The organism is Nesterenkonia cremea, from assembly GCF_014642675.1.
In the GTDB taxonomy this organism is placed as follows: Bacteria; Actinomycetota; Actinomycetes; order Actinomycetales; family Micrococcaceae; genus Nesterenkonia; species Nesterenkonia cremea.
The window spans coordinates 198,201-218,587 of the sequence record NZ_BMIS01000001.1 but is presented as its reverse complement, the minus strand read 5'-3'; the positions used below and the strand labels follow the sequence as shown (position 1 = coordinate 218,587).

The following is a 20,387-nucleotide window of genomic DNA, read 5'->3' as shown; positions in this document are numbered from 1 at the left end:
CGACGGCGGCCTCAGCGGCCGGCGCCTCAGCCGATGATGCGCACCGGGGTGGTGAGCACGCGTTCACCGGGGACCTCGCGCAGCGCACCGGTCAGGGTGATCTCGCCGGCCAGCGGCAGGTCTTCTGCGCTGGGGCCCACCCACAGGTCGATCTCCCCGGGCTCCACGATCCGCCGGTAGTCCACTCCGGTGAAGGAGAGGCGATCAGCGTGGACTTCGAAGCTCACCTGTGCGCTCTCCCCCGGTGCCAGGTCGGCGCGGGCGTAGCCCAGCAGCTGCTTCACCGGGCGGGCCACCTGAGCCACGCGGTCGCCGAAGTAGAGCTGGACCAGCTCGTCTACGGGACGCTGGCCGGTGTTGGTGACCTTGGCAGAGACCTCGAAGCTGCCATCCACCGGCACCTCGGCCACGGAGACGGCCAGCTGCGAATACTCCACGCTGGAGTAGCTGAGCCCGTGTCCGAAGGGGTAGAGCGGCGTCGGGTCCAGGTTGGAGACACCCTGGCTGTTCTGACCCAGCGGGGCGGCGATGTAGCCGGCGGGCTGGCCGCCGGGCAGCGCGGGTATGCCGATGGGCAGGCGGCCGGAGGGCTCGATGGCACCGGTCAGAAGATCAGCGATGGCCGGGCCGCCCTCCTCTCCGGGGAAGAAGCCCTGGACGATGGCGGCGCACCGGTCGGCCACCTCGCCCAGGGCGTAGGGGCGGCCGGAGACGACCACCAGGACGGTGGGGGTTCCGGTCTCCAGCACTGCCTCGAGCAGCTCGTGCTGACCTCCGGGCAGCCGCAGGTCCTCAACGTCGCAGCCCTCACCGGAGGTGCCGGCGCCGAACATGCCGGCGATGTCGCCCACGGTCACCACGGCCACATCGGAGGCGGCAGCGGCCTGGGCGGCCTGAGCGATTCCGGACTGATCGGCCTCCCCCATGATCGGGGTGCCGGCGTGGTAGCTGACCTCGGAGTCGGCATAGGCCTCGCGCAGCGCGTCCAGCACAGTCGGCATGGGCAGGCCCATCCCGCGGTGCGGGAAGGTCTCGGCCGGGTACTTGGCCAGCACGTGGTTGGCGAAGGAGTAGCAGCCCATCATGGTCCGCGGCTCGTCGGCCGAGGGCCCGACGACGGCCACCCTCTTACCGTCCAGCTGCTCGGCCGGGGCCGGGAGGACGCCGTCGTTCTTCAGCAGCACCAGGGACTTCTGGGCGGCCTTGCGGGCCAGCGCTCGGTTGGAGGCGGAGTCCAGCTCCACCGACTCGTCGATCCGGGGCTGCCAGTCCTCGCCGGCGTCGCCGTCGGGTTCGAAGCCGGGCCGGTCCAGCAGGCCGAGCTCCGCCTTCTGGCGCAGCACCCGGCGCACCGAGCGGTCGATGATGTCCTCATCCAGCAGGCCGTCGCGGACCTGCTGGGGCAGGGTGCGGTAGCCGCCGGTGTGGGGCAGCTCGACGTCGAGTCCGGCGCTGACGGCCAGACGGGCGGCCTCAGCCTGATCGGCGGCCACGTGATGCATCTTCTCCAGGAAGGCCACCGACCAGTAGTCGGCCACCACAGTGCCCTCGAAGCCCCACTGGTCGCGCAGCACCTCGGTGAGCAGCCAGCTGGAGGCGGCGGGGGCCTCGCCGTCGATGTCGGCGTAGGAGTTCATCACCGAGCCGACCTTCCCGTCGCGCACGGCCAGCTCGAAGGGGTAGAGGATCTGGTCGATCAGCTCGCGGCGGCCCATATGCACCGGGGCGTGGTTGCGTCCAGCCTTGGAGGCCGAGTAGCCGGCGAAGTGCTTCAGCGTGGCGATCACACCCGCACTCTGCAGCCCCTTCACATAGCCGGTGGCGATGGTCCCGATGAGGTAGGGGTCCTCGCCGATGGTCTCCTCCACGCGGCCCCAGCGGGCATCGCGGACCACGTCCAGAACCGGGGAGAGCCCCTGCTGGACGCCGGTGGCGGCCATATCGCGCCCGATGGCGGCGGCGACCTCTTCGATCAGCTCGGGGTCGAAGGTCGCCCCCCAGGCCAGGGAGGTGGGGTAGACCGTGGCCTGATAGGCGGTGTAGCCGGTCAGGCACTCCTCATGGGCGACGGCCGGGATGCCGAAGCGATTGTTCTCCACCACGGCGGCCTGACGCTTGCGCAGATCATCGGCACCCTCTGCCACGGAGAGGGCCACCGTCCCGTAGGTGCGGGTCAGGTGGCCTTCTCCGTCGCGGATCTCCTGGGCGAAGGGAAGCTTGCCCGAGGACATGGCGTCCTCCATGGGAGCCACCTCGCCCTGGGCCTCCTCGTCCTGGCGCATCTCCCAGTGGGAGCCCAGTTGGGAGACCTTCTCCTCAAGGGTCATCCGGCTCAGCAGGGCCTCGGCGCGCTCGTCAGGGCTCAGCGAGGGATCGTTCCACGGGCCGGTGATCCGTTCAGTCATTCCACTCCTGTCTCAGAGGTCTCGTTGCTTCAGGGTCACTTGCCGAAGCCTGCGGTCAGGCCGGCGACGATGTAGCGGCGGCCCAGGATGTAGGCCACCAGCAGCGGCACCGCCGAGAGCACGACGGCGGCCAGGGTGGCCGGAATGTCCGCGGCAAACTCGCCCTGGTACTCCCACAGTGAGAGCGGGAGCACGCGGACCTCACGGCTCTGGGTCAGGATCAGCGGGAAGAGGAAGCCGTTCCAGACCTGCAGCGCCTGGTAGATGCCCACTGTCATCAGGGCCGGCTTGGCCATGGGTAGCACCAGGGAGGTCAGGATCCGCCACTCTCCGGCGCCGTCCACCCGCATGGACTCGAAGAGCTCATTGGGGATGTCGCGGACGAAGTTGACGATGATCAGCACGCTCAGCGGGATCGCGAAGGCGATCTGCGGCAGGATCAGCGCCCACAGGGTGTCATAGAGCCCCAGCGAACGGATCAGGTAGTAGACGGGGATGATCGTGGCCTGCACCGGGATGGCGATGCCCAGCAAGATCAGGCTGAACAGCCGCTGCCCGCCCCCGCTCATCGAACGGGCGATGTAGTAGGAGGCCATGAGGCTGACGATCAGCACCACTGCGACGGTGGCCGCGGTGACCACCACGGAGTTGAAGAAGAAGTGGAAGAAGTCGTTCTCGATGACCCGGACGAAGTTCGCCAGCGTCGGCTCCGCCGGCGGGACCAGCGGGTTGGACTGGTTGAGGTCCACCCGGTCCCGGAAGGCGGTGATGACGATGAAGTAGATCGGCAGGATGATCGCGGCCAGCCAGAGCCAGCCGCCCAGGCCGCCCAGGATGTTGGGGCGCTCAGTGGGCTTCTTGGTCTGCAGCATCACATACCTGCCTTATCGCTCTCCATCTTGCTGGATCCGGAGATCTTGTTCAGCAGGAGGGAGAGGGTGAGTCCGACGGCCACCAGGATCACGGCGAGCACGGAGGCTCCGCCCATGTCGTAGTTGCGGAAGCCGCTGATGTACATGTCCAGCGGGAGGATGCGGGTCGCGCTGCCCGGTCCGCCCTGGGTCAGCACGAAGACCAGGTCGAAGTAGGTCAGCGAGCCCACCAGCATCAGCGTGGAGGAGGTGATGGCGGTGTAGCGCAGCTGGGGCAGCGTGATGGAGAAGAACTGCCGGACCCGGCCGGCGCCGTCGATGGTCGCCGCCTCATAGAGCGAGACCGGGATCTGGCGCACGCCGGCCTGGTAGAGCAGCGAGTGGAAGGGCACGAAGCACCAGCCCACCACGAAGACCACCACGTAGAGCGCGATGTCCGGGTTGCCGAGCCACTGGCTGGGCAGCCAGTCGAAGGGCAGTGCGGAGCTGATCCCGTAGTTCGGGGAGAACAGCTGCTGGAAGGTGATGCCCACGGCCACCGAGGAGAACAGCAGCGGCAGGAAGAACAGCACGGAGAGCAGTGCGCGGTAGCGCTGGGCTCCTGCCATGAAGACGCCGAGCAGCAGCGCCACCGGGGCCTGGAAGACGAAGCAGATGACCACGAAGACGAAGGTGAGCCACAGCGAGCTCATCGTCTGGTCGCGTTCGAACATCCGCACCCAGTTGTCCAGGCCGATGAACTCCGGGCTTCCGAGTCCGTCCCAGCTCATGAAGGACAGGACGAGGACCCCCAGCAGGGGGATCAGGGCGAAGATGCCGAAGAACAGCACGGCCGGCAGAGCCATCAGGAAGCTGGGTCCCTGACGGCTCTGCCGCATGGCGCCGTCCCTCTGCACCTGTGGGGCGCCGTCGGAGATCTCCTCCGCGGACTGTGCAACGGTCTGTGTCATCAGTGGTGTGGTCCTCGCCGGGTCAGTTCTGCAGCGCGTTCATGTTCTCGGCGAACTCCTCCGGGGTGATGGACCCCAGCAGGATGTTCTCGAGGTTCTCCATCAGCGGCTGCTCCTGGTCCGGCGCCACGGCCTGATCCCAGGAGAGCTGGAAGTGATTGGCATCGGAGACCAGCTGGTTGGAGAACTCGAGGAAGTCAGCGTCCTCGGTCTCTGCGATCTGGTCCTCGATGCCCTCCAGCGGCGGCAGGGAACCCTGCTCGAGCATGGTCTCCACCGTCTCCTCGTTGAAGAGATGCTCGGTGAGGTAGTTCATGGCGGCGTCCTGGTCCTCCTCCGAAGCGTCGGCGGAGATGGACCAGAAGTTGGCCGGGTTGCCCACGATGTTGCTCGGGTCGCCCTGTCCGTCCTCCAACGCCGGGAACTCGGTGAAGCCGAAGTCGCCGGACTCTGCGAAGTCTGGGAAGTCCTCATGGACGGTGGCGTACACCCAGGAGCCCTGCAGCAGCATCGCGGCCTCGCCCTCGGCCAGCAGCCGGGCGTCCTCGTTCTGATCTGCGGTCACCGAGGTGAAGGTCTCGTCGAAGCCGCCGTTGTCCGCCAGCCACTGAATCTGTTCCAGGGCGAAGAGGATGGACTCGTTCGACCAGGCGTCCTCCTCACCCTCGACGACCGAGGCGAAGGCGCCCTCGCCGCCGTGGCGATCGGTGAGGTACTGCAGCCACATCAGGGCCGGCCAGACGGAGCCGCCGGCCAGGGAGAAGGGCGTGACGCCCTCGGCCTCGAAGGCCTCGATGGCGTCCTCCACATCGGACCAGGTCTGCGGCACCTCGACGCCGACCTCGTCGAAGACCTCCTGGTTGAAGTAGAGGACCACGGGCTGCACATCGTTCATCGGCACGGCGTAGACAGAGCCGTCCACCTCGCCGTTCTGCCAGACCGACTCGTGCATGCTGTCGCGGAGCTCCTCAGTCTCCTCCGTCATGTCGACGACGCGATCGCCCTCGACGTAGTCCAGCAGCGCACCGCCGGTCCAGCTCATGACCAGCGTGGGTGCCTCACCGGAGCCGACCACCGTGCGGATGCGTTCCTTATAGGCATCGTTCTCGAAGGACTCCACCGAGATCTGCTGGTCTTCGTTCTGCTCGTTCCAGCTCTCGAAGTCGGCCTCCACAGCAGGCCAACCTCCACCGGTGAGCACCCATGCGTTGGCTCCGCCTCCGCCGTTGCCGCCGCCGCAGGCCGTCAGGGACAGCAGTGCTGCGGCGGCCACTCCTGCGGCGGCCTTGTTGGTGATGGTTCGATGCGACATCGCGCATTCCTTTCTCATCGGTGCGAGTCTGAGCGACACGCTTGAATCCCAGGGTGTGATCTGGATTTCGTATTATCGAAAGACTAAATAGTCCCTGCGGGTGTGTCAAGGACCACAATCGGCGAAGGGGGCGGGTGCGACTCACTCCAGCTCAGCCCTCGGTGGGGTGCTCAGGGCTCAGCGGGGGCCGCGCGCTCACCCGCCCTGGGTGGCGTTCATGTTCTCCGCGAACTCCTCAGGGGTGATCTGCCCCAGGAAGACCAGTTCGAGGTTCTCCAGGAGAGCCTGCTCCTGGCTCGGATCGATGGCCTGATCCCAGGAGAGCTGGAAGTTCGGCGCCTCGCGGACCACGTCATAGGCGAAGCCCAGGAACTCCTCATCCTCGGTCTCCGCAATCTGCTCATCCAGGCCCTCCAGGGGCGGCAGGTTGCCGGTGGCGAGCATCTGATCCACGTACTCATCATTGAAGAGCCGCTCGGAGAGATAGTCGGTGGCTGTCTCCTGGGACTCCTCCGATGCGCTCTCAGAGACGGACCAGAAATTCGCAGGATTGCCCACCAGATTGGCCGGATCGCCCTGACCGCCCTCGACGGCCGGGAAGGTGGTGAAGCCGAAATCTCCGGACTCCGCGAAGTCGGGGTGGTCCTCCAGCATGCGCGAGTAGGTCCAGGAGCCCTGCAGCACCATGGCCGCCTGGCCATCGGCGAGCATCCGGGCATCCTCATTCTGATCCGCATCCACAGAAGCGAAGTTGGGGTCGAAGGCCCCGGCGTCCACCAGCTCCTGGCAGCGCTCGAGCGCCTCGAGGATCGCAGGATCGCTCCAGCCGTCGGGGTCGCCCTCGACCACACCCTGGAAGGCCTCCGGGCCCCCGATGCGGTCGGTCAGATAGGAGGCCCACATCAGCATGGGCCAGCGGGACCCCCCGGCCAGCGCCAAGGGATAGATGTCCTGCTCGTCGAACTGCTCCACCACATCCAGCAGCTCCTCCCAGGTGGTGGGCACCTCCGCTCCGGCCTGGTCGAAGAGCTCCTGGTTGAAGTAGAGGAACACGGGCTGGACGTTGTTCATCGGCACGGCGTAGACATCGCCGTCCACGATTCCGTTGTCGGCCACCGAGCTGATCAGCTGATCCTGCAGCTCGGCCGTCTCTTCGGTGATGTCGACGACGTAGTCATGCTCGATGTACTCCAGCAAGGTTCCACCGGTCCATCCGACGATCAGCGTGGGCGCCTCACCGGAGCCCACTGCTGTGCGGATGCGCTCCTTGTAGACATCGTTGGCGAAGCTGTCCACAGTGAAGCTCTGCTCGGGGTTCTCCTCGTTCCAGGACTCGAAGTCCTGCTCCACCACGGGCCAGACACCCCCGTTGAGAACCCAGGCGTTGGCCTGATCACTGGTACCGCCCCCTCCGCCGCAGGCGGAGAGGCCCAGCAGGGAGGCCGCCGCCAGGCCCGCGATCGGAGCGGTGAGCGCCGAGCGGCGTCGGCCGAGGCGCCGGCGTCGGGATGCGGCACGGGAGCAGGAAGGCGAGGTTCGCGCCATCGCGAAGTCCTTTCTCATCGATGCGGGCCACCGTGACACGCATAAGCCCCAGACTGTGATCTGGATTTCGTCTCCCCGAAATACTAAATAGCCCCCATCACTGTGTCAAACGCCACACACGGCGTTCAACCGGCCATGCATCTCCCCAGATCAGGGCGACTCTCACCCGGTCCCAGGAGAGCTGAAAGGTCGGCGCATCCACTGAGTCCGAGCATGGCGGCAGTCAGACTGCGATCGCGTAGACGCCCCAGGAGAGGATGAAGGACATGAACCCGATGGCGGTTCCGATCACGGTCCAGGTCTTGAAAGTGGTGACGGTGTCGAACCCGCAGAAGCGGCCCACCAGCCAGAACCCGGAGTCGTTCACGTGGGAGAAGGTGATCGCACCGGCCACGATGGCCACCACGATCGCTGCCAGAGCGAGGCCGCCCAAGTCCAGCTCGGCCACAGCGGGGGCCATGATGCCGCCGGCCACAGTAGCCGCCACGGTCGCGGAGCCCTGGGCCACACGGATGGCGATGGCCACGAGGAAGCCTGCCAGGATGACGGGCAGCCCCATGCCGTCCAGGCCCTCGGCGATCTCCTGGCCGATGCCGGTCTCGGTGAGCACGGCACCGAAGGCGCCGCCGGCGCCGGTGATCAGGATGATCGAGCAGACCGGCGCCAGGGCGTTGTCCACCAGATCAGCGATGGCATCACCCAGGCCGCGGGTGCCGCGGCGAGGTTTCAGGTACAGCAGGTACATGGCCACCAAGGTCGCCAGCAGCAGCGCGATCGGCGTCGGGCCGATCAGGCGGGAGAGGATGAACGCCGCATTGTCGGCGCCGACCGTCCCGTTGGCCTCCAGGGTGGAGAACAGGGTGTTGTAGAAGATGAGCAGCAGCGGGAAGAGCAGACAGAACAGCACGGTGCCCAAGCCCGGGCGCTCGCTCTCATCCCGGATGTCCGGCTCGCCCAGCAGGCTCGGGACCGGCATGTTCGGGTACTGCTTGGCGATCAGCAGGCCGAGGCGGTAGCCACAGAGGTACCACGTGGGGATGCCGACCAGCAGTGCCACGACCAGCACGAGGCCGACGTCGGCGCCCATCACTGTGGCGGCCGCCGTCGGACCGGGGTGGGGCGGGGTGAGCGCGTGCATCATCAGGAACGCACCGATGGAAGGCAGCACATAGATCATGAAGCCTCCCTGGAGCCGCCGTGCCACCGTGTAGATGATCGGCAGCATCACGATGAACCCGGCATCCAGGAAGATCGGGAAGGCGTAGAAGATCGATGCGATGCCCAGAGCCAGCGGAGCCTTCTTCTCACCGAAGGTGTTCAGCATCTTGTCCGCCAGCACCTGCGCACCGCCGGAGACCTCCACCAGGCGTCCGAGCACCGCGCCGAAGCCGACGAGCAGCGCCACATTGCCGACGGTGTTCCCGAAGCCTGCGACGACGACGTCGACCACCTCTTCCACCGCGATGCCGGCGGCAAGAGCGGTCAGGACGGAGATGATCACCAGCGCGAAGAACGCGTGGAGCTTGAACTTGATGATCAGGATCAGCAGGACCACGATCGAGCTCACGGCCACGGCCATCAGCGGCCCGGTGGAGAGCTCGAAGGCTCGGCTGACCTCAGTGTTCAGCAGGGGGATATGGGGGGAGAGCGCCGTTGCATCCATGAGTGATCCCACCTTCATCTGGTCCCGCGCGGTGCGGGGCCGAGCTCCTTGAGCAGCTCACCCATCCGTGCGTAGGCCTTGTTCCGGTAGGCGATGAGATCGGCCTTGGTGTCTTCGTCGAAGTCACCGGTCCAGCCCTTGGAGTTCTTCACGCCGTGGCGCCCGGCCTCGACGTTCTCGGTGAGCACCTGGGGCGGGGCCAGGCGGTCGCCGTAGGCGTCCTGGAGGGTCTCGAAGCCCAGGGCGTAGACGTCCAGGCCGGCCTGGTCCGCGATGGCGAAAGGACCGAAGAAGCCCAGGCGGAAGCCGAAGGTGGTGCGCACGATGGTGTCCACGTCCTCAGGAGTGGCCACGCCCTCCTCCACCACGGAGGTGGCCTCCTTCAGCAGTGCGTACTGCAGGCGGTTGAGGACCATTCCGGGGGTGTCGGCGACTTCGGCGCCCTCGCGACCGGCGCGTGCCAGCAGGTCCTTGACGGCGTCGACGACGTCGGGCGTGGTGGCCTCGCCGGAGACCAGCTCCACGCCCGGGATGAAGGGCGCCGGATTGGAGAAGTGGACGGTCAGGAAGCGCTCCGGGTTCTCCACCGCGGAGACCAGCGTGTGCACCGGGATGGTGGAGGTGTTGGTGCCGATTATGGCGTCGGCACGGGCGTGCTCGGAGATCCTGCCGAGGACTTCGCGCTTGACCTCCGGTGACTCGAAGACGGCTTCCTCGATGAAGTCGACGTCGGCCACCGCCTCCTCCAAAGTGCGGCCGGCCGTCAGATTGCCCTTGATGGTCTGGGTGGAGCCTGCGGCGTAGAGGCCCTGGTCTTCGAACTGCTGAGCCTCGGCGAGCAGGCGCTCCAGGCCCTTGAGGGAGGCGTCGACGTCGACGTCGACGATCTCCACGGTGAAGCCCGCCAGCGCCAGGGACTGAGCGATGCCGCCGCCCATGTAGCCTGCGCCGACGACGGTGACGGTGTTGATGGTGCGTGCCATGTTTCGAGGTCCTTCGGTTGTTGAGGTCGGGATCTGAGGCGGTCAGGAGCCGAAGCGCTCACCCAGCAGCGGGCTGTTCTGGGCAGAGCGGAGCACCTGGCGGACGTAGTCGCGGTTCTCTGCGCAGACGCCGATGGAGTCGGAGCCGTAGTGCTCGCAGCAGAAGGGTCCGGTGAAGCCGAGCTCCACGGCGCGACGGATGATCCGGCGGTAGTTCACATAGCCGTACTTCAGCGGCATCGGATCCGAGGAGAAGCTGCCCGTCTGCGGGTCCTCGTCGCGGCTGTAGTTCTTGATGTGCCAGAAGTTCGTGTAGGGCAGGACCTTCTCGTACATCTCATCCGGAGTGCCGCCCAGCGTGGACAGCGGGCGGTGCAGGCGCACGAAGTTGCCCAGGTCTGGGTTGAGCCCGACGGCGTCGTGGTCCACCTCCTCGATGAACTCCACGGCGGCGTCGGCGGTGCCGATGAAGGTGTCCTCGTACATCTCCAGGCTCAGCTGGATGCCGTTGGCGCGGGCGTGGTCGCCCAGCTCGCGGATGCGCTCGACGGCCAGCGGGCGCAGGGCCGGGTCATCGTGGTGGCCCTCCTCCAGCCAGAACCAGGTGGCCTTCTGCTGGGCCGGGGTCAGCGCCTGCATGAAGCCGGTGTTGACGATGGTGACGCCGAACTCGGGGGCGATGTCGATCAGCCGGTGGGCGTCTGCCAGGTTGCGCTCACCGTTCTGTGCATCAACCACGGAGTTCCGGGTCATCGAGATCGAGGAGATGCCCAGGCCCTCGGCGGCGAGGACCTCCTTGAACTCCTCCAGGCGCTCCGGACTCAGGCGCTGCAGGGGCAGCCAGGCGTCGGTGGGGTCGATGTGGTCGAAGCCCAGATCGCGCATCTGGCGCAGGCAGTCGGCCCAGTAGTCGGCAGACGCCTCCCAGGTGGGAGTCCCGTCAGGGGTGGTGGCCCCGAAGGCGAGCATATTGCCGGCGATCGGCCAGGTCTCTGCAGTGAACATCCTGTCCTTCCGTTCTCATGTGAGGCAACCCACGTGGGCTGAAACACATTAGAGCTGACGGATGCACACGTGTCAAGCACATATGTTCACAGGTGTGGTGGGTCAGCCGAGCATCATGCGCAGCATGAAGTAGAAGATCGAAGGACCCAGCAGACAGGCCAGCCCGGTGTAGAAGGTGGCCGTCATCGCCCCGTAGGGGACCAGGCGCTTATCGGTGGCGGCCAGACCGCCCGCCACGCCGGAGGTGGTGCCCATCAGACCGCCGAAGGCCATGGCCGACTTCGGGTTGTTCAGCCCGATCAGCGGAGCGATCATCGGGGTGCCGACCATGACCACGACGGCTTTGACCAGCCCGGCCGCCACGGACAGCGCGATCACATCGGAGCCGGCACCCACTGCCGTGCCGGTCACCGGCCCCACGATGTAGGTGGCCGCACCGGAGCCGATGGTGGCCAGGGAGGCGGGGTCGGTGTAGCCGAAGGCCGCGGCCACCAGCGCACCGACGATGAAGGAGACGATCACGCCCAGCAGCAGGGACAGACCGCCGGCCGCTCCGGACTTCTTGATCTCCTGGAGGTCCACGCCATAGGCGGTGGCCACGATGGCCAGGTCGCGCAGCATGGCGCCGCCCATCAGTCCCAGCCCGCTGAAGATCGCGATGTCGGCGAGCCCGGACTCTCCGCCGGTGTTCACTCCGCCCACATAGGCCAGGACCAGCCCGAGCATGATGGCGATGGCGGAGCCCTGCAGGCGTCCGCGGGTGAGCTTCCGGGAGAGGAAGCCGGAGATCATCATCATCGCTCCGACCACGACGAAGGCGAAGACCAGACCGTTGCGCTCAAGGATGTCAGCGACGAGTTCCATGGCTCAGGCCTCCTGCTTCTCTTCTTCGGTCATCGCAGGCAGCGGCTCAGACTGCCCTCCGATGCGCGAGAGGACAGGGACCAGGGCGGCGCCGGCCAGCAGTGCGGCGAGTCCGGCGGCGATCGCCATCGGACCGCCGTCCACGGCCTCGGCCACGTTCTGGGTGCTGGCCATGGCGATCACGATGGGGATGTACATCGCGCCCCAGAAGAGCATGCCCTGCTCCGTGGGCTTGGGCAGCAGCTCCTTCCTCCGGAGCCAGTCGGCCACCAGCACGAGCATGATCATCGCGAAGCCGACGCCGCCCACATTGGCGTCCACCCCCAGCAGGACGCCGAGCACCTCGCCGATGAGCATGCCGACCAGCATGCACAGCGCCAGTGCGGCTGTTCCGTAGAGCACCATTGTCTTCTCCTGACTGTGATCTCAGCCCGGCCCGATCAGACCTGGGCTGCGGCGAAGGTCTCGGCGTACTGCTTGCGCAGCTGCGCCTTCTGGACCTTGCCCATGACGTTGCGTGGCAGCGCCTCGATGATCCGGTAGGCCCGCGGCTGCTTGAATCGGGCCAGCCGCTCCCCCACCAGGGTCCCCAACTCCTCGGCGAGACCCTCTGAATCAGAGGCGTCCCGCGGCACGACGGCGGCCAGGACGGTCTCACCGAAGTCCGGGTGGGGCACTCCGACCACCGCACTCTCCAGGACCGCGGGGTGGTCGTCGATGACCTCTTCGACCTCCTTGGGGTAGACGTTGTAACCACCGGAGATGATCAGGTCCTTATCGCGTCCGACGATGCACAGGTAGCCGTCCTCGTCGATGCGCCCGAGGTCTCCGGTGATGAAGAAGCCGTCCTCGCGGAACTCCTCGGCGGTCTTCTCAGGCATCTGCCAGTAGCCGCTGAAGACGTTGGGGCCGCGCACCTCCACGATGCCGACCTCGCCCTGGGGGACCTCTTCGCCGCCCTCCCGGGAGACCACTCGGACCTCCACGCCTGGGAAGGGCCTACCCACCGTTCCGGGCTTACGCAGTCCTCCGCCGGCGTCGGGGTCCTCCACATAGGGGTTAGTGGTGTTCATCCCTGTCTCGGTCATGCCATAGCGTTCGAGGATGGAGTGGCCGGTGCGCTCGGCGAAGGTCTCGTGGTCGGCGGCCAGCAGCGGGGCCGAGCCGGAGACGAACAGGCGCACCCCGGAGCAGACCTCACGGGTGAGCCGGTCGCTCTTCAGCAGCCGCGTATAGAAGGTGGGAACACCCATCAGCACGGTGGACTGCGGCAGCAGATCGAGGATGGCGTCGGCGTCGAACGTGGACAGCCAGTACATGGAGGCTCCGGCGGTCAGGGTCATATTCACGGCCACGAAGAGTCCGTGGATGTGGAAGATCGGCAGGGCGTGGATGAGCCGATCCTCCGAGGTGTACTGCCAGGTCTCCAGCAGCGCCCGGCAGTTGGAGGCCAGATTCCGGTGGGTGAGCACTGCACCCTTGGAGCGCCCGGTGGTGCCGGAGGTGTAGAGGATCGACGCCGGCTCATCCGGCTGTGCCGGGTGGACCTCGGCGTGCGGGGCGTCAGCCTGCAGCAGCGTTCCGTCCTGCTCGGTGCCGAGGGTCTCGACCATCAGCCCGGTGGAGCTGCGATGGGTGTGCTGAGCAGCCGCAGAGGGGTCGCAGACCAGCACCTTGGGTGCGGCGTCGTCGACGAAGTAGTCCATCTCAGCGCCGGTGTAGGCGGTGTTCAGCGGCAGGAAGATGCCGCCGATCTGCAGCGTGGCCAGATAGAGGGCCACGGCCTCCGGAGACTTCTCCACCTGCATAGCCACGCGGTCGCCGGGCCGGACGCCGTCGCCGACCAGCTTGGCCGCTATCCGCTGGGAGGTCTGCAGCGTCTGGTCATAGGTGACCTTCCGGCCTCCGGGCAGGTCGAACAGGATCTTGTCCGGCCGCCGCTGCGCCTGGTCGAGGAAGGCCTGGTGGATGGTGCGCTCGGTCATGGAGATCCTCTCCTTCTGGGATGTGCCGGATTCGGCTGAGCTGTGGTTCTGAGAGTTCTGGTGGTCGGAGCCGGCGGAGGCTTCGGGCGCAGCGCGCTCCAGGAGCCGCTCCAGCTGAGGCCCGACCGCGACGGCCCGCTGACGCACGAAGGCTTCGTGACGCTGTTCGACCTTCTCCGGCTCGTAGCGGTAGGTGATCATCGCCCCGTAGGCGCTGCCCCAGGAGGCCGGAGAGGTGTCGGCGGGCCAGTGCAGCTGCCAGGCGGAGGCCCCGTTGCCCAGGTGGAAGCGGGCGACGGAATCCAGCGGCCTGCCGTCGGCGCGCTTCTCCTCAGCGATGTAGCGTGCCAGGGCCGGGAGGATCACCTGGGGCTCGATGGCGGCATGGTCGGCGTCGGGACCGGGGTCCTGCGGGGCCTCGCCGCGCTGCTCCCACCAGCGGCGGAAGCCAGGGATGGGTGAGAGGGTCACGAAGTTCTCCAGGTGGGGCAGCTCGGCGCGGACCTGCTCGATGACCTGCTTGATCAGGAAATTCCCGAAGGAGATCCCGGCCAGGCCCACCAAGGCGTTGTTGATGGAGTAGAGGGCCGCCGTGTCTGCCTTGGAAGGGCTGATGGCCCCCTCGGCGCGGAGGATGGGGCCGATCTCGGAGGGGATGCCCTGGACCAGCGCCACCTCGACGAAGATGAGCGGGACGTCTCCGGTGGCCGGATGGAAGAAGGCGTAGCAGCGGCGGTCCTTGGGGGCGAGACGGCGCTTGAGCTCATGACGGTCGGCCATGGGGTGGACCTTCTCGAAGCGCAGCATATGCCGGTGGATCTGCCGCGGCGAGTCCCACGTGATCTCTTCCAGCCGCAGGAAACCGCGATTGAACCAGGAGGAGAGCAGGTGGTGGAAATCCTGATCCAGCGGGCGCAGCTCCGGGTCCTCCCGCATCAGGCGGCGCAGGTCGGCGCGCATCTCCACCAGAGAGGGCGTGGCTCCCGGAGCGTGGTTGATCCGGCGCAGCAGCTCCTGGCGGGAGGGCTCCGCCGCTGTGAAGAGCTCGGCCTCCTGGCTGTGGCCGGGGGCAGTGCGCCATGCCTGGAAGGCGGCGGTCAGGACCTCGGCATCCACTCCGTACTCCTGGAGCAGGTGCCGGAAGAACTCAGTGCGGCCGGCGTCGTCGAGCTGTTCATAGGCGCTGAGCACGCGGACCGCCACGGCCCGGCGGGAAGCCTCACCGATGCCGCCCATCAATACGGAACAGGCCGCCCGCAGCTCCTGCAGCGGGGGCACCTGGGGCGGCTCCTGGGGCGTCTGCGTGCTGCGGCGGATGCCGAGCATCCGGAAGAGATCGCCCAGAAGCCAGATTTCGCCGTGACCCATCGACCCTCCTGTGTGTACATGAAAGCGTGTGATGTATATAACAGCTAGAATAGAGGATAGATGTGAGCTGGGCCACACTTTTCTGGGGAATTTTTCGCAGACCGTGAGAGTCGGGCGCTGACCTGGGGTTCAGACCGCCGGACGACAGGCAGGGACTATGCTTCTGAACAGGACAGGAGGGCACATGGCACGCATCCCCGAATCTCAGCGCATCCGGGACGCGCTGGAGGACACCATCGTGGACGGGCGCTATAGGCCCGGGGAGAAGCTCGATCCGGTGCAGCTCCAGGAGGAGTTCGGCTGCTCCCGGACCCCCATCCGCGAGGCGCTGCAGGCCCTGGAACGCTCAGGGCTGGTGCAGATCAGATCCAAGCAGGGCACCTACGTGACTGCGCTGAGCCTCTCTGAGCTGGCGGAACGGTTCGAGGTCATGGCCGAGCTGGAGGGCATGGCGGCGCGCCTGGCCTCGCGACGGATCGAGCGAGAGGCGCTGCATCAGCTGCAGCAGGCGGTGGAGGACTGCGAGCGCCGAGAGGCCGCCGGCGACGCTGACGGCTACTACTACGCCAACGCCTGGTTCCACGGCACCATCTACGACTCCTGCGGCAATGAGTATCTGCGCGAGCAGGCCCACCACCTGCGCCGCGTCCTGCAGCCCTACCGGCGGCTGCAGCTGCGCGTTCCGGACCGGATGCGGCGCTCCCTCTCCGAGCATCGCACCATCCTGGAAGCGGTCTCCGGCGGAGACGCCGAGACGGCGGAGAACGCCGCACGCGACCACGTGCTGGTCCAGGTCCAAGAGTTCAGCCAGCTGGTGCGGACCTGGAGCGCCCTGCGGGCCGAGCAGCCCGGAGACGGAGAATCGGCGTCCCCCCTCCAGGGATAGTCAGGCCCTCCGGAGGCGATGTCCGGGGGCGGATATCCCTGAAGCGGGGACGCCGATGAGAAGAGAGTCAGGCTCCTACTCGCTGAGTTCGAAGTCAGCGAGCTGGTCAGCGTTCTCCTCAGTGACCAGGATGCAGTCCAAGGCGATCTTCTCATCCTCCACCGAACTGTCTCCGGTGCGGATGACTTCGTCCAGGATTTCGATCGCCTGGGTGGTTCCATCGGTGATCGGCTGCAGCACTGTGGCGACCATGCTGCCGTCGGCCACTGCCTCGGCGGCGTCGTTGCTACCGTCGAAGCCCAGCACCTGGACCTCATCCAGGCGTCCGGCCTCCTCCAACGCATTGATGGCACCCAGGGCCATCTCGTCATTTCCGGAGATCACACCGTCGATGTCCGGGTAGCGGGAGAGCAGCTGCTCCATCGAGGTCTGGCCCTCCTGCCGGTCCCAGTTGGCGACCTCCTCACCCACCTTCTCCAGGTCCGGATACTGACTGAGCACCTGCTCGTAGCCGTCCGAGCGCACAGGAGCGTTGTTGTCGCTGGGTTCGCCATAGAGCTCCACATAGGTTCCCTCATAGTCCATGGCCTCCGCCCACGTCTCAGCTCCCAACGCCGCGCCCTGGGCGTTGTTGGAGACGATCTGCGCCTCAGCCAGACCGGTCTCCGAAATCTCTGCGTTGACCAGGGAGACCGGGATTCCGGCGTCCACAGCCTGTTCGACGACGGCCACCGACTCATCCGCTCCCGCCGGGTCCAGCAGGATGCCGTCGACATCATTGTTGATCGCGGTCTCCATGAGCCGGGTCTGCTCATCGGGGTCGTTGCCGTGGGCTCCGGTGGTGTAGCTGTAGCCCAGCTCCTCGGCGAGGGCCTCAGCAGTGGCGACCTCGGCCGCCCAATAGGGGTTGGAGGCGTCCACCGTGATGATCGCGATCTCGCCTCCACCCTCTCCCCCGCCGTCGCCGGCCTCCGAGTCGCCGCCGCAGGCCGCGGCTCCCAGCAGACCCACCATCATCCCTGTGGCCAGAATCTTCCTTCTCATGATGTCTCCTTACTCTCGAGTGATCCTCGGCGTGCCGAGTCCTTCTGTGCCTGAGCCACCGCACGAGCGTGGGCGCGGCGGCGCTGGACGATCTGCTGAATCTGGTCAGTGGCCACCGCCAGGATGATGACCGCACCGGTGATGACGGTCTGCCAGAACGGTGAGACCCCCACGATCACAAGCCCGTTGGTCAGGAAGCCGATGACGAAGGCGCCGATGATGGTGCCCCGCACCGTGCCGCGACCGCCGGAGAGCGCCGCACCGCCGATGACCACTGCCGCGATCGCATTGAGCTCATAGAGGTTGCCCAGGTCGGCCGTGGCCGAGCGGATGTTGGCGATCTGCAGGATGCCGACGATGCCGGCGCACATGCCGGTGAAGACGTAGACCCGGGTCTTGACCCGTCGGACCGGAACTCCGGAGAGTTCGGCGGCGCGCTCGTTGCTGCCGGTTGCGTAGAGCCAGCGGCCGAAGGGCGTGCGGGTCAGCAGCAGAGAGAAGATGACCGCCAGGGCGATCATGACCCAGGCCGAGATCGGGACGCCCAGCGGGTAGCTGGCGAAGATGCTGAAGAGGCCTTCGTTGTTCAGCCCCGGCTCGCCGCGCAGCTCATTGGTGATGTTGGTTCCGCCGAGCAGCACCTGGGTGAGCCCACGGCCCACATAGAGCATGCCCAGAGTGACGATGAACGGAGCCAGATTCAGCCGCGAGATCAGCAGACCGTTGATCCAGCCCACCAGCATCCCGACGGCGACGGCGATCACCACGATCACCCACAGCGAGGGGTACATGACCGCATCGGTCAGCGGCAGCGAGACCCCGGCGAAGAGGTTGCCCGCCACGGCGCCGGTGAGTCCCACGGTGGAGCCCACGGAGAGGTCGATGCCTCCCTTGAGGATCACCAGGAGCATTCCCAGCGCGATGATCGCGTTGAAGGCTACGTCCTTGGCGATCGTGGCCAGATTGCCGGCCGCCAGGTAGTTGTCGTTCATCGAGGCGAAGATGACGATGATCAGCAGCAGCGCCACCAGGGCGCGGCCCTCCATCAGGATCGCTCCGATATTGATCCGGAACCGAGGGCTCTTCTCCTCGGACGCAGCGGTCGCCGTCGTGCTCATCCTTGTGCTCCGTTCGTACTGCCGGTGGTGCTCAATGCTTCAGGGGCGCCGGGCGAGGCGCCTGTGCTGTCCTCTGCCGCGGCCATCACTTCTTCACGGGTGGCGGTGCGGGGGTCGAAGGATCGGACGGTGCGCCCGCGGCTCATCACCACGATCCGGTGGGAGGCGGTGAGCGCCTCTCCGACGTCGGAGGTGGCGAACAGCACCGCCAACCCCTTCTGGGCCTGCTGAAACAGCAGGGAGAAGATCTCTCCCTTGGCCCCGACGTCCACGCCGCGGGTGGGTTCATCGAGGAGCAGAACCGTCGGGTCGGTCAGCAGCATCTTTCCGATGACCACCTTCTGGGCGTTGCCGCCGGAGAGGGAGCTGATCGGCGCTTCCGGACCAGCCGTCTTGACCCCGATGCCGCTGATCTGGCCGGAGACCGCGCGAGTCTCCGCTCCCCGACGCAGCAGGCCGCCGCCCACCCAGGAGCTGAGACTGGCCAGAGAGAGGTTCTTGCCCACACTCTGCATCTGGATCAGACCATCGCGCTGACGGTCCTCCGGGACCAGTCCTACGCCCAGCTCGATCCGCCGGGCCACGCCCGTCCCCCGCAGGTCCTTCTCACCCAGCAGCACCTGCCCACCGGCGAGCTGGTCACGGCCGGCCAACGCCTCCATGAGCTCGGTGCGACCGGCACCCATCAGCCCGTAGAGGCAGACGATCTCACCCTGGTGCACATCCAGCGAGACGTGATCCACCGGGAACTTTCCGCTGATCGGGTCCGCCACACTGACATCGCGGATGCTCAGAGCCACGCCGCCGTGTTCGCGCGGCTCCTCGCGGAAGTCGTAGTCGGCGTCGCGCCCGACCATGGTGCGCACCACCCAGAGCAGATCGATGTCTGCAGCATCCTCGGCAGCCACCAGCTCACCGTCCCGGAAGACCACGGCGCGGTCAGCGATCTCGATGGCCTCCTCCAGGTGATGAGAGATATAGACGATGGCCACACCTTGACGCTTGAGTTCGCGGATGATCTTGAAGAGCACCGTGACCTCAGCTGTGCTGAGCGCAGAGGTGGGCTCATCCATGATCAGGATCCGAGCATCGGTGGACAGCGCCCGGGCGATCTCGATGATCTGCTGCTGACCCACCCGCAGATCCTGCACGTAGGTGTCAGGCGAGATCGGTTCCTCGAGCCGCTCCATGACCTCAGCGGTGATGCGGGACTGCTCGGCGTAGTCGATGCCCCGCCAAGAATTCTTCTCCCGTCCTAGGAAGATGTTGTCCCGCACCTTGAGATTGGGGTTCAGGTTCAGCTCCTGATGAATGATGGAGATGCCGCGATCGACCGCCGCAGAGGTGGAGGCCAAGGTGACCTGCTCGCCGTCGAGCTCCAGGTGCCCGGCTGTGGGAGTCTCCACACCCGAGAGGATCTTCATCAGGGTGGACTTGCCCGCACCGTTCTCTCCGAAGAGGACGGTGACCTCTCCGGCGCGCACTTCGAAGTTGACGCCCTTCAGCGCTCGGGTGACCCCGTAGGTCTTGCTGATGCCGACGGCCCGCAGGACGACGTCGGCGCCGTCGTGGTTCTGCGTCGGGGAAAGCTCCTGGTGATCAGTGCGCTCCTCGCTCATCCTGCGACCTCCAGCTCGAGGGGCTGCACGGAGAGCGGAGCATCGGCAGAAGGAGAGCCGCCGGTGTCGGTCTGGCTCAGCACGCCCCGGACGGTGACCTGCTCACCCTCCAGAGCGGCGGGGTCTCCCCCGAGTCCCTCAACGGCGCCCTCACGCAGCAGTGTGCTGAGATCTGTGCCGACCTGCTGGTATCCAGTCTGTCCGGGTGCGTCTCCGAACTGGAAGCCCGTGAGATCGCGGATCAGGTTGCCGTCCAGGGCCGCCCCCAGTGGGATGACGACGTCGCGCCCTTCCAAGCCATCGACATCGAGGATGAGAGTGTCCTCGCCAGCCTCGCGGACCTCGCCGGAGGCCTCCACGGAATACGCAGCGACGTCCTCGCTGGGCGAGGCGGCGTCGAACTCCTCTGCCGCGGCCTCGGGGTCCTCGAGGATCGCCTCGGCCACTTCCGGAAGTTCCTGTGCGTCAGCGATGAGTTCAGTCCGAGCCTGAGAGTGGAGCTCCTCAGCCGTCTTTTGGGGGTCGAACTGATCGGGTCGCATGGCTTCCACCTCCTCCGGCGTGAGGAATTTGGTGCTCAGCACCATGGCGATGCCGAGCACCGCCAGTCCCGCCGCCACAACGAGTCGCCTGATGACCGTGGGTCCCATGTCCCCTCCGAGCTGTGAGTGATGTCTGGTGATTCACCTCACATTAGAGCGGAGTCGTGCACACGTGTCAAGCACATATGTTCAGGGCCTGGCGAGGGTGCCTCTTCAGGCATGACTG

Annotated in this window: 16 protein-coding genes; 1 reads left to right on the top strand and 15 read right to left on the bottom strand. The window is 66.6% G+C overall.

Features of this window, described 5'->3' with window-relative positions; translation table 11 throughout:
- Positions 1–26: 26 nt before the first annotated feature.
- The 11 genes from IEW85_RS01005 to IEW85_RS00955 all read right to left on the bottom strand — a co-directional run bounded on the left by IEW85_RS01005 (position 27) and on the right by IEW85_RS00955 (position 14,952).
- A complete protein-coding gene (locus tag IEW85_RS01005; protein WP_188682114.1) occupies positions 27–2,405 on the bottom strand; it encodes a glycoside hydrolase family 3 N-terminal domain-containing protein in 2,379 nt (792 codons plus the stop codon).
- Between the two features lie 35 nt (positions 2,406–2,440).
- Positions 2,441–3,277 carry a carbohydrate ABC transporter permease gene (locus IEW85_RS01000; protein WP_188682113.1) on the bottom strand — a complete coding sequence of 279 codons (837 nt, stop codon included), beginning with the start codon at positions 3,275–3,277 and terminating at the stop codon, positions 2,441–2,443.
- Positions 3,277–4,227 (bottom strand): carbohydrate ABC transporter permease, encoded by a 951-nt coding sequence (locus IEW85_RS00995; protein ID WP_308420849.1) that lies wholly within the window; start codon positions 4,225–4,227, stop codon positions 3,277–3,279. Before IEW85_RS00995 ends, IEW85_RS01000 begins: the two co-directional genes overlap by 1 nt.
- Before the next feature lie 22 nt (positions 4,228–4,249).
- Positions 4,250–5,539 carry an extracellular solute-binding protein gene (locus tag IEW85_RS00990; RefSeq protein WP_188682112.1) on the bottom strand — a complete coding sequence of 430 codons (1,290 nt, stop codon included), beginning with the start codon at positions 5,537–5,539 and terminating at the stop codon, positions 4,250–4,252.
- 195 nt (positions 5,540–5,734) lie between these two features.
- On the bottom strand, positions 5,735–7,084 hold the full coding sequence (locus tag IEW85_RS00985) for an ABC transporter substrate-binding protein (protein ID WP_188682111.1): 1,350 nt from the start codon (positions 7,082–7,084) through the stop codon (positions 5,735–5,737).
- 223 nt (positions 7,085–7,307) lie between these two features.
- A complete protein-coding gene (locus IEW85_RS00980) occupies positions 7,308–8,747 on the bottom strand; it encodes a GntP family permease (RefSeq protein WP_188682110.1) in 1,440 nt (479 codons plus the stop codon).
- A gap of 14 nt (positions 8,748–8,761) precedes the next feature.
- Positions 8,762–9,730, bottom strand: coding sequence for a 3-hydroxyacyl-CoA dehydrogenase family protein (locus IEW85_RS00975; RefSeq protein ID WP_188682109.1), 969 nt, complete (start codon positions 9,728–9,730; stop codon positions 8,762–8,764).
- A gap of 42 nt (positions 9,731–9,772) precedes the next feature.
- Positions 9,773–10,735 (bottom strand): sugar phosphate isomerase/epimerase family protein, encoded by a 963-nt coding sequence (locus IEW85_RS00970; protein ID WP_188682108.1) that lies wholly within the window; start codon positions 10,733–10,735, stop codon positions 9,773–9,775.
- A gap of 102 nt (positions 10,736–10,837) precedes the next feature.
- Positions 10,838–11,599: a malonate transporter subunit MadM gene (gene madM, locus IEW85_RS00965; protein ID WP_188682107.1), complete on the bottom strand. Its 762-nt coding sequence runs from the start codon at positions 11,597–11,599 to the stop codon at positions 10,838–10,840.
- 3 nt (positions 11,600–11,602) lie between these two features.
- Positions 11,603–12,004, bottom strand: a complete 402-nt coding sequence (gene madL, locus IEW85_RS00960; RefSeq protein WP_188682106.1) for a malonate transporter subunit MadL — start codon at positions 12,002–12,004, stop codon at positions 11,603–11,605.
- Positions 12,005–12,039: 35 nt separating this feature from the next.
- A complete protein-coding gene (locus IEW85_RS00955; protein ID WP_188682105.1) occupies positions 12,040–14,952 on the bottom strand; it encodes an AMP-binding protein in 2,913 nt (970 codons plus the stop codon).
- A 184-nt stretch (positions 14,953–15,136) separates the two neighbouring features.
- Between IEW85_RS00955 and IEW85_RS00950 the strand changes: the two genes are divergently transcribed.
- Positions 15,137–15,838, top strand: coding sequence for a GntR family transcriptional regulator (locus tag IEW85_RS00950; protein ID WP_188682104.1), 702 nt, complete (start codon positions 15,137–15,139; stop codon positions 15,836–15,838).
- A gap of 75 nt (positions 15,839–15,913) precedes the next feature.
- Here IEW85_RS00950 and IEW85_RS00945 read toward each other — a convergent pair whose 3' ends face one another.
- From IEW85_RS00945 to IEW85_RS00930, 4 genes are read right to left on the bottom strand one after another with little or no spacing between them, the layout of a single operon-like run.
- Positions 15,914–16,882 carry a D-ribose ABC transporter substrate-binding protein gene (locus IEW85_RS00945; protein WP_188682103.1) on the bottom strand — a complete coding sequence of 323 codons (969 nt, stop codon included), beginning with the start codon at positions 16,880–16,882 and terminating at the stop codon, positions 15,914–15,916.
- A complete protein-coding gene (locus tag IEW85_RS00940) occupies positions 16,879–18,000 on the bottom strand; it encodes an ABC transporter permease (RefSeq protein WP_188682102.1) in 1,122 nt (373 codons plus the stop codon). The genes IEW85_RS00945 and IEW85_RS00940 overlap by 4 nt, the downstream gene beginning before the upstream one ends.
- Entirely contained in the window at positions 17,997–19,619 is a 1,623-nt protein-coding gene (locus IEW85_RS00935; RefSeq protein WP_188682101.1) for a sugar ABC transporter ATP-binding protein, read from the bottom strand. Before IEW85_RS00935 ends, IEW85_RS00940 begins: the two co-directional genes overlap by 4 nt.
- Entirely contained in the window at positions 19,616–20,269 is a 654-nt protein-coding gene (locus IEW85_RS00930) for a DUF2291 family protein (RefSeq protein ID WP_188682100.1), read from the bottom strand. The genes IEW85_RS00935 and IEW85_RS00930 overlap by 4 nt, the downstream gene beginning before the upstream one ends.
- Positions 20,270–20,387 lie beyond the last annotated feature (118 nt).

Coding starts and splice junctions, on each gene's coding strand:
- IEW85_RS00970 (WP_188682108.1), bottom strand. CDS start 10,735: ATGTTCACTGCAGAGACCTGGCCGATCGCCGGCAATATGCTCGCCTTC.
- IEW85_RS01005 (WP_188682114.1), bottom strand. CDS start 2,405: ATGACTGAACGGATCACCGGCCCGTGGAACGATCCCTCGCTGAGCCCT.
- IEW85_RS00955 (WP_188682105.1), bottom strand. CDS start 14,952: ATGGGTCACGGCGAAATCTGGCTTCTGGGCGATCTCTTCCGGATGCTC.
- IEW85_RS01000 (WP_188682113.1), bottom strand. CDS start 3,277: ATGCTGCAGACCAAGAAGCCCACTGAGCGCCCCAACATCCTGGGCGGC.
- IEW85_RS00980 (WP_188682110.1), bottom strand. CDS start 8,747: ATGGATGCAACGGCGCTCTCCCCCCATATCCCCCTGCTGAACACTGAG.
- IEW85_RS00950 (WP_188682104.1), top strand. CDS start 15,137: ATGGCACGCATCCCCGAATCTCAGCGCATCCGGGACGCGCTGGAGGAC.
- madM (WP_188682107.1), bottom strand. CDS start 11,599: ATGGAACTCGTCGCTGACATCCTTGAGCGCAACGGTCTGGTCTTCGCC.
- IEW85_RS00935 (WP_188682101.1), bottom strand. CDS start 19,619: ATGAGCGAGGAGCGCACTGATCACCAGGAGCTTTCCCCGACGCAGAAC.
- madL (WP_188682106.1), bottom strand. CDS start 12,004: ATGGTGCTCTACGGAACAGCCGCACTGGCGCTGTGCATGCTGGTCGGC.
- IEW85_RS00930 (WP_188682100.1), bottom strand. CDS start 20,269: ATGGGACCCACGGTCATCAGGCGACTCGTTGTGGCGGCGGGACTGGCG.
- IEW85_RS00975 (WP_188682109.1), bottom strand. CDS start 9,730: ATGGCACGCACCATCAACACCGTCACCGTCGTCGGCGCAGGCTACATG.
- IEW85_RS00985 (WP_188682111.1), bottom strand. CDS start 7,084: ATGGCGCGAACCTCGCCTTCCTGCTCCCGTGCCGCATCCCGACGCCGG.
- IEW85_RS00945 (WP_188682103.1), bottom strand. CDS start 16,882: ATGAGAAGGAAGATTCTGGCCACAGGGATGATGGTGGGTCTGCTGGGA.
- IEW85_RS00995 (WP_308420849.1), bottom strand. CDS start 4,227: ATGACACAGACCGTTGCACAGTCCGCGGAGGAGATCTCCGACGGCGCC.
- IEW85_RS00940 (WP_188682102.1), bottom strand. CDS start 18,000: ATGAGCACGACGGCGACCGCTGCGTCCGAGGAGAAGAGCCCTCGGTTC.
- IEW85_RS00990 (WP_188682112.1), bottom strand. CDS start 5,539: ATGTCGCATCGAACCATCACCAACAAGGCCGCCGCAGGAGTGGCCGCC.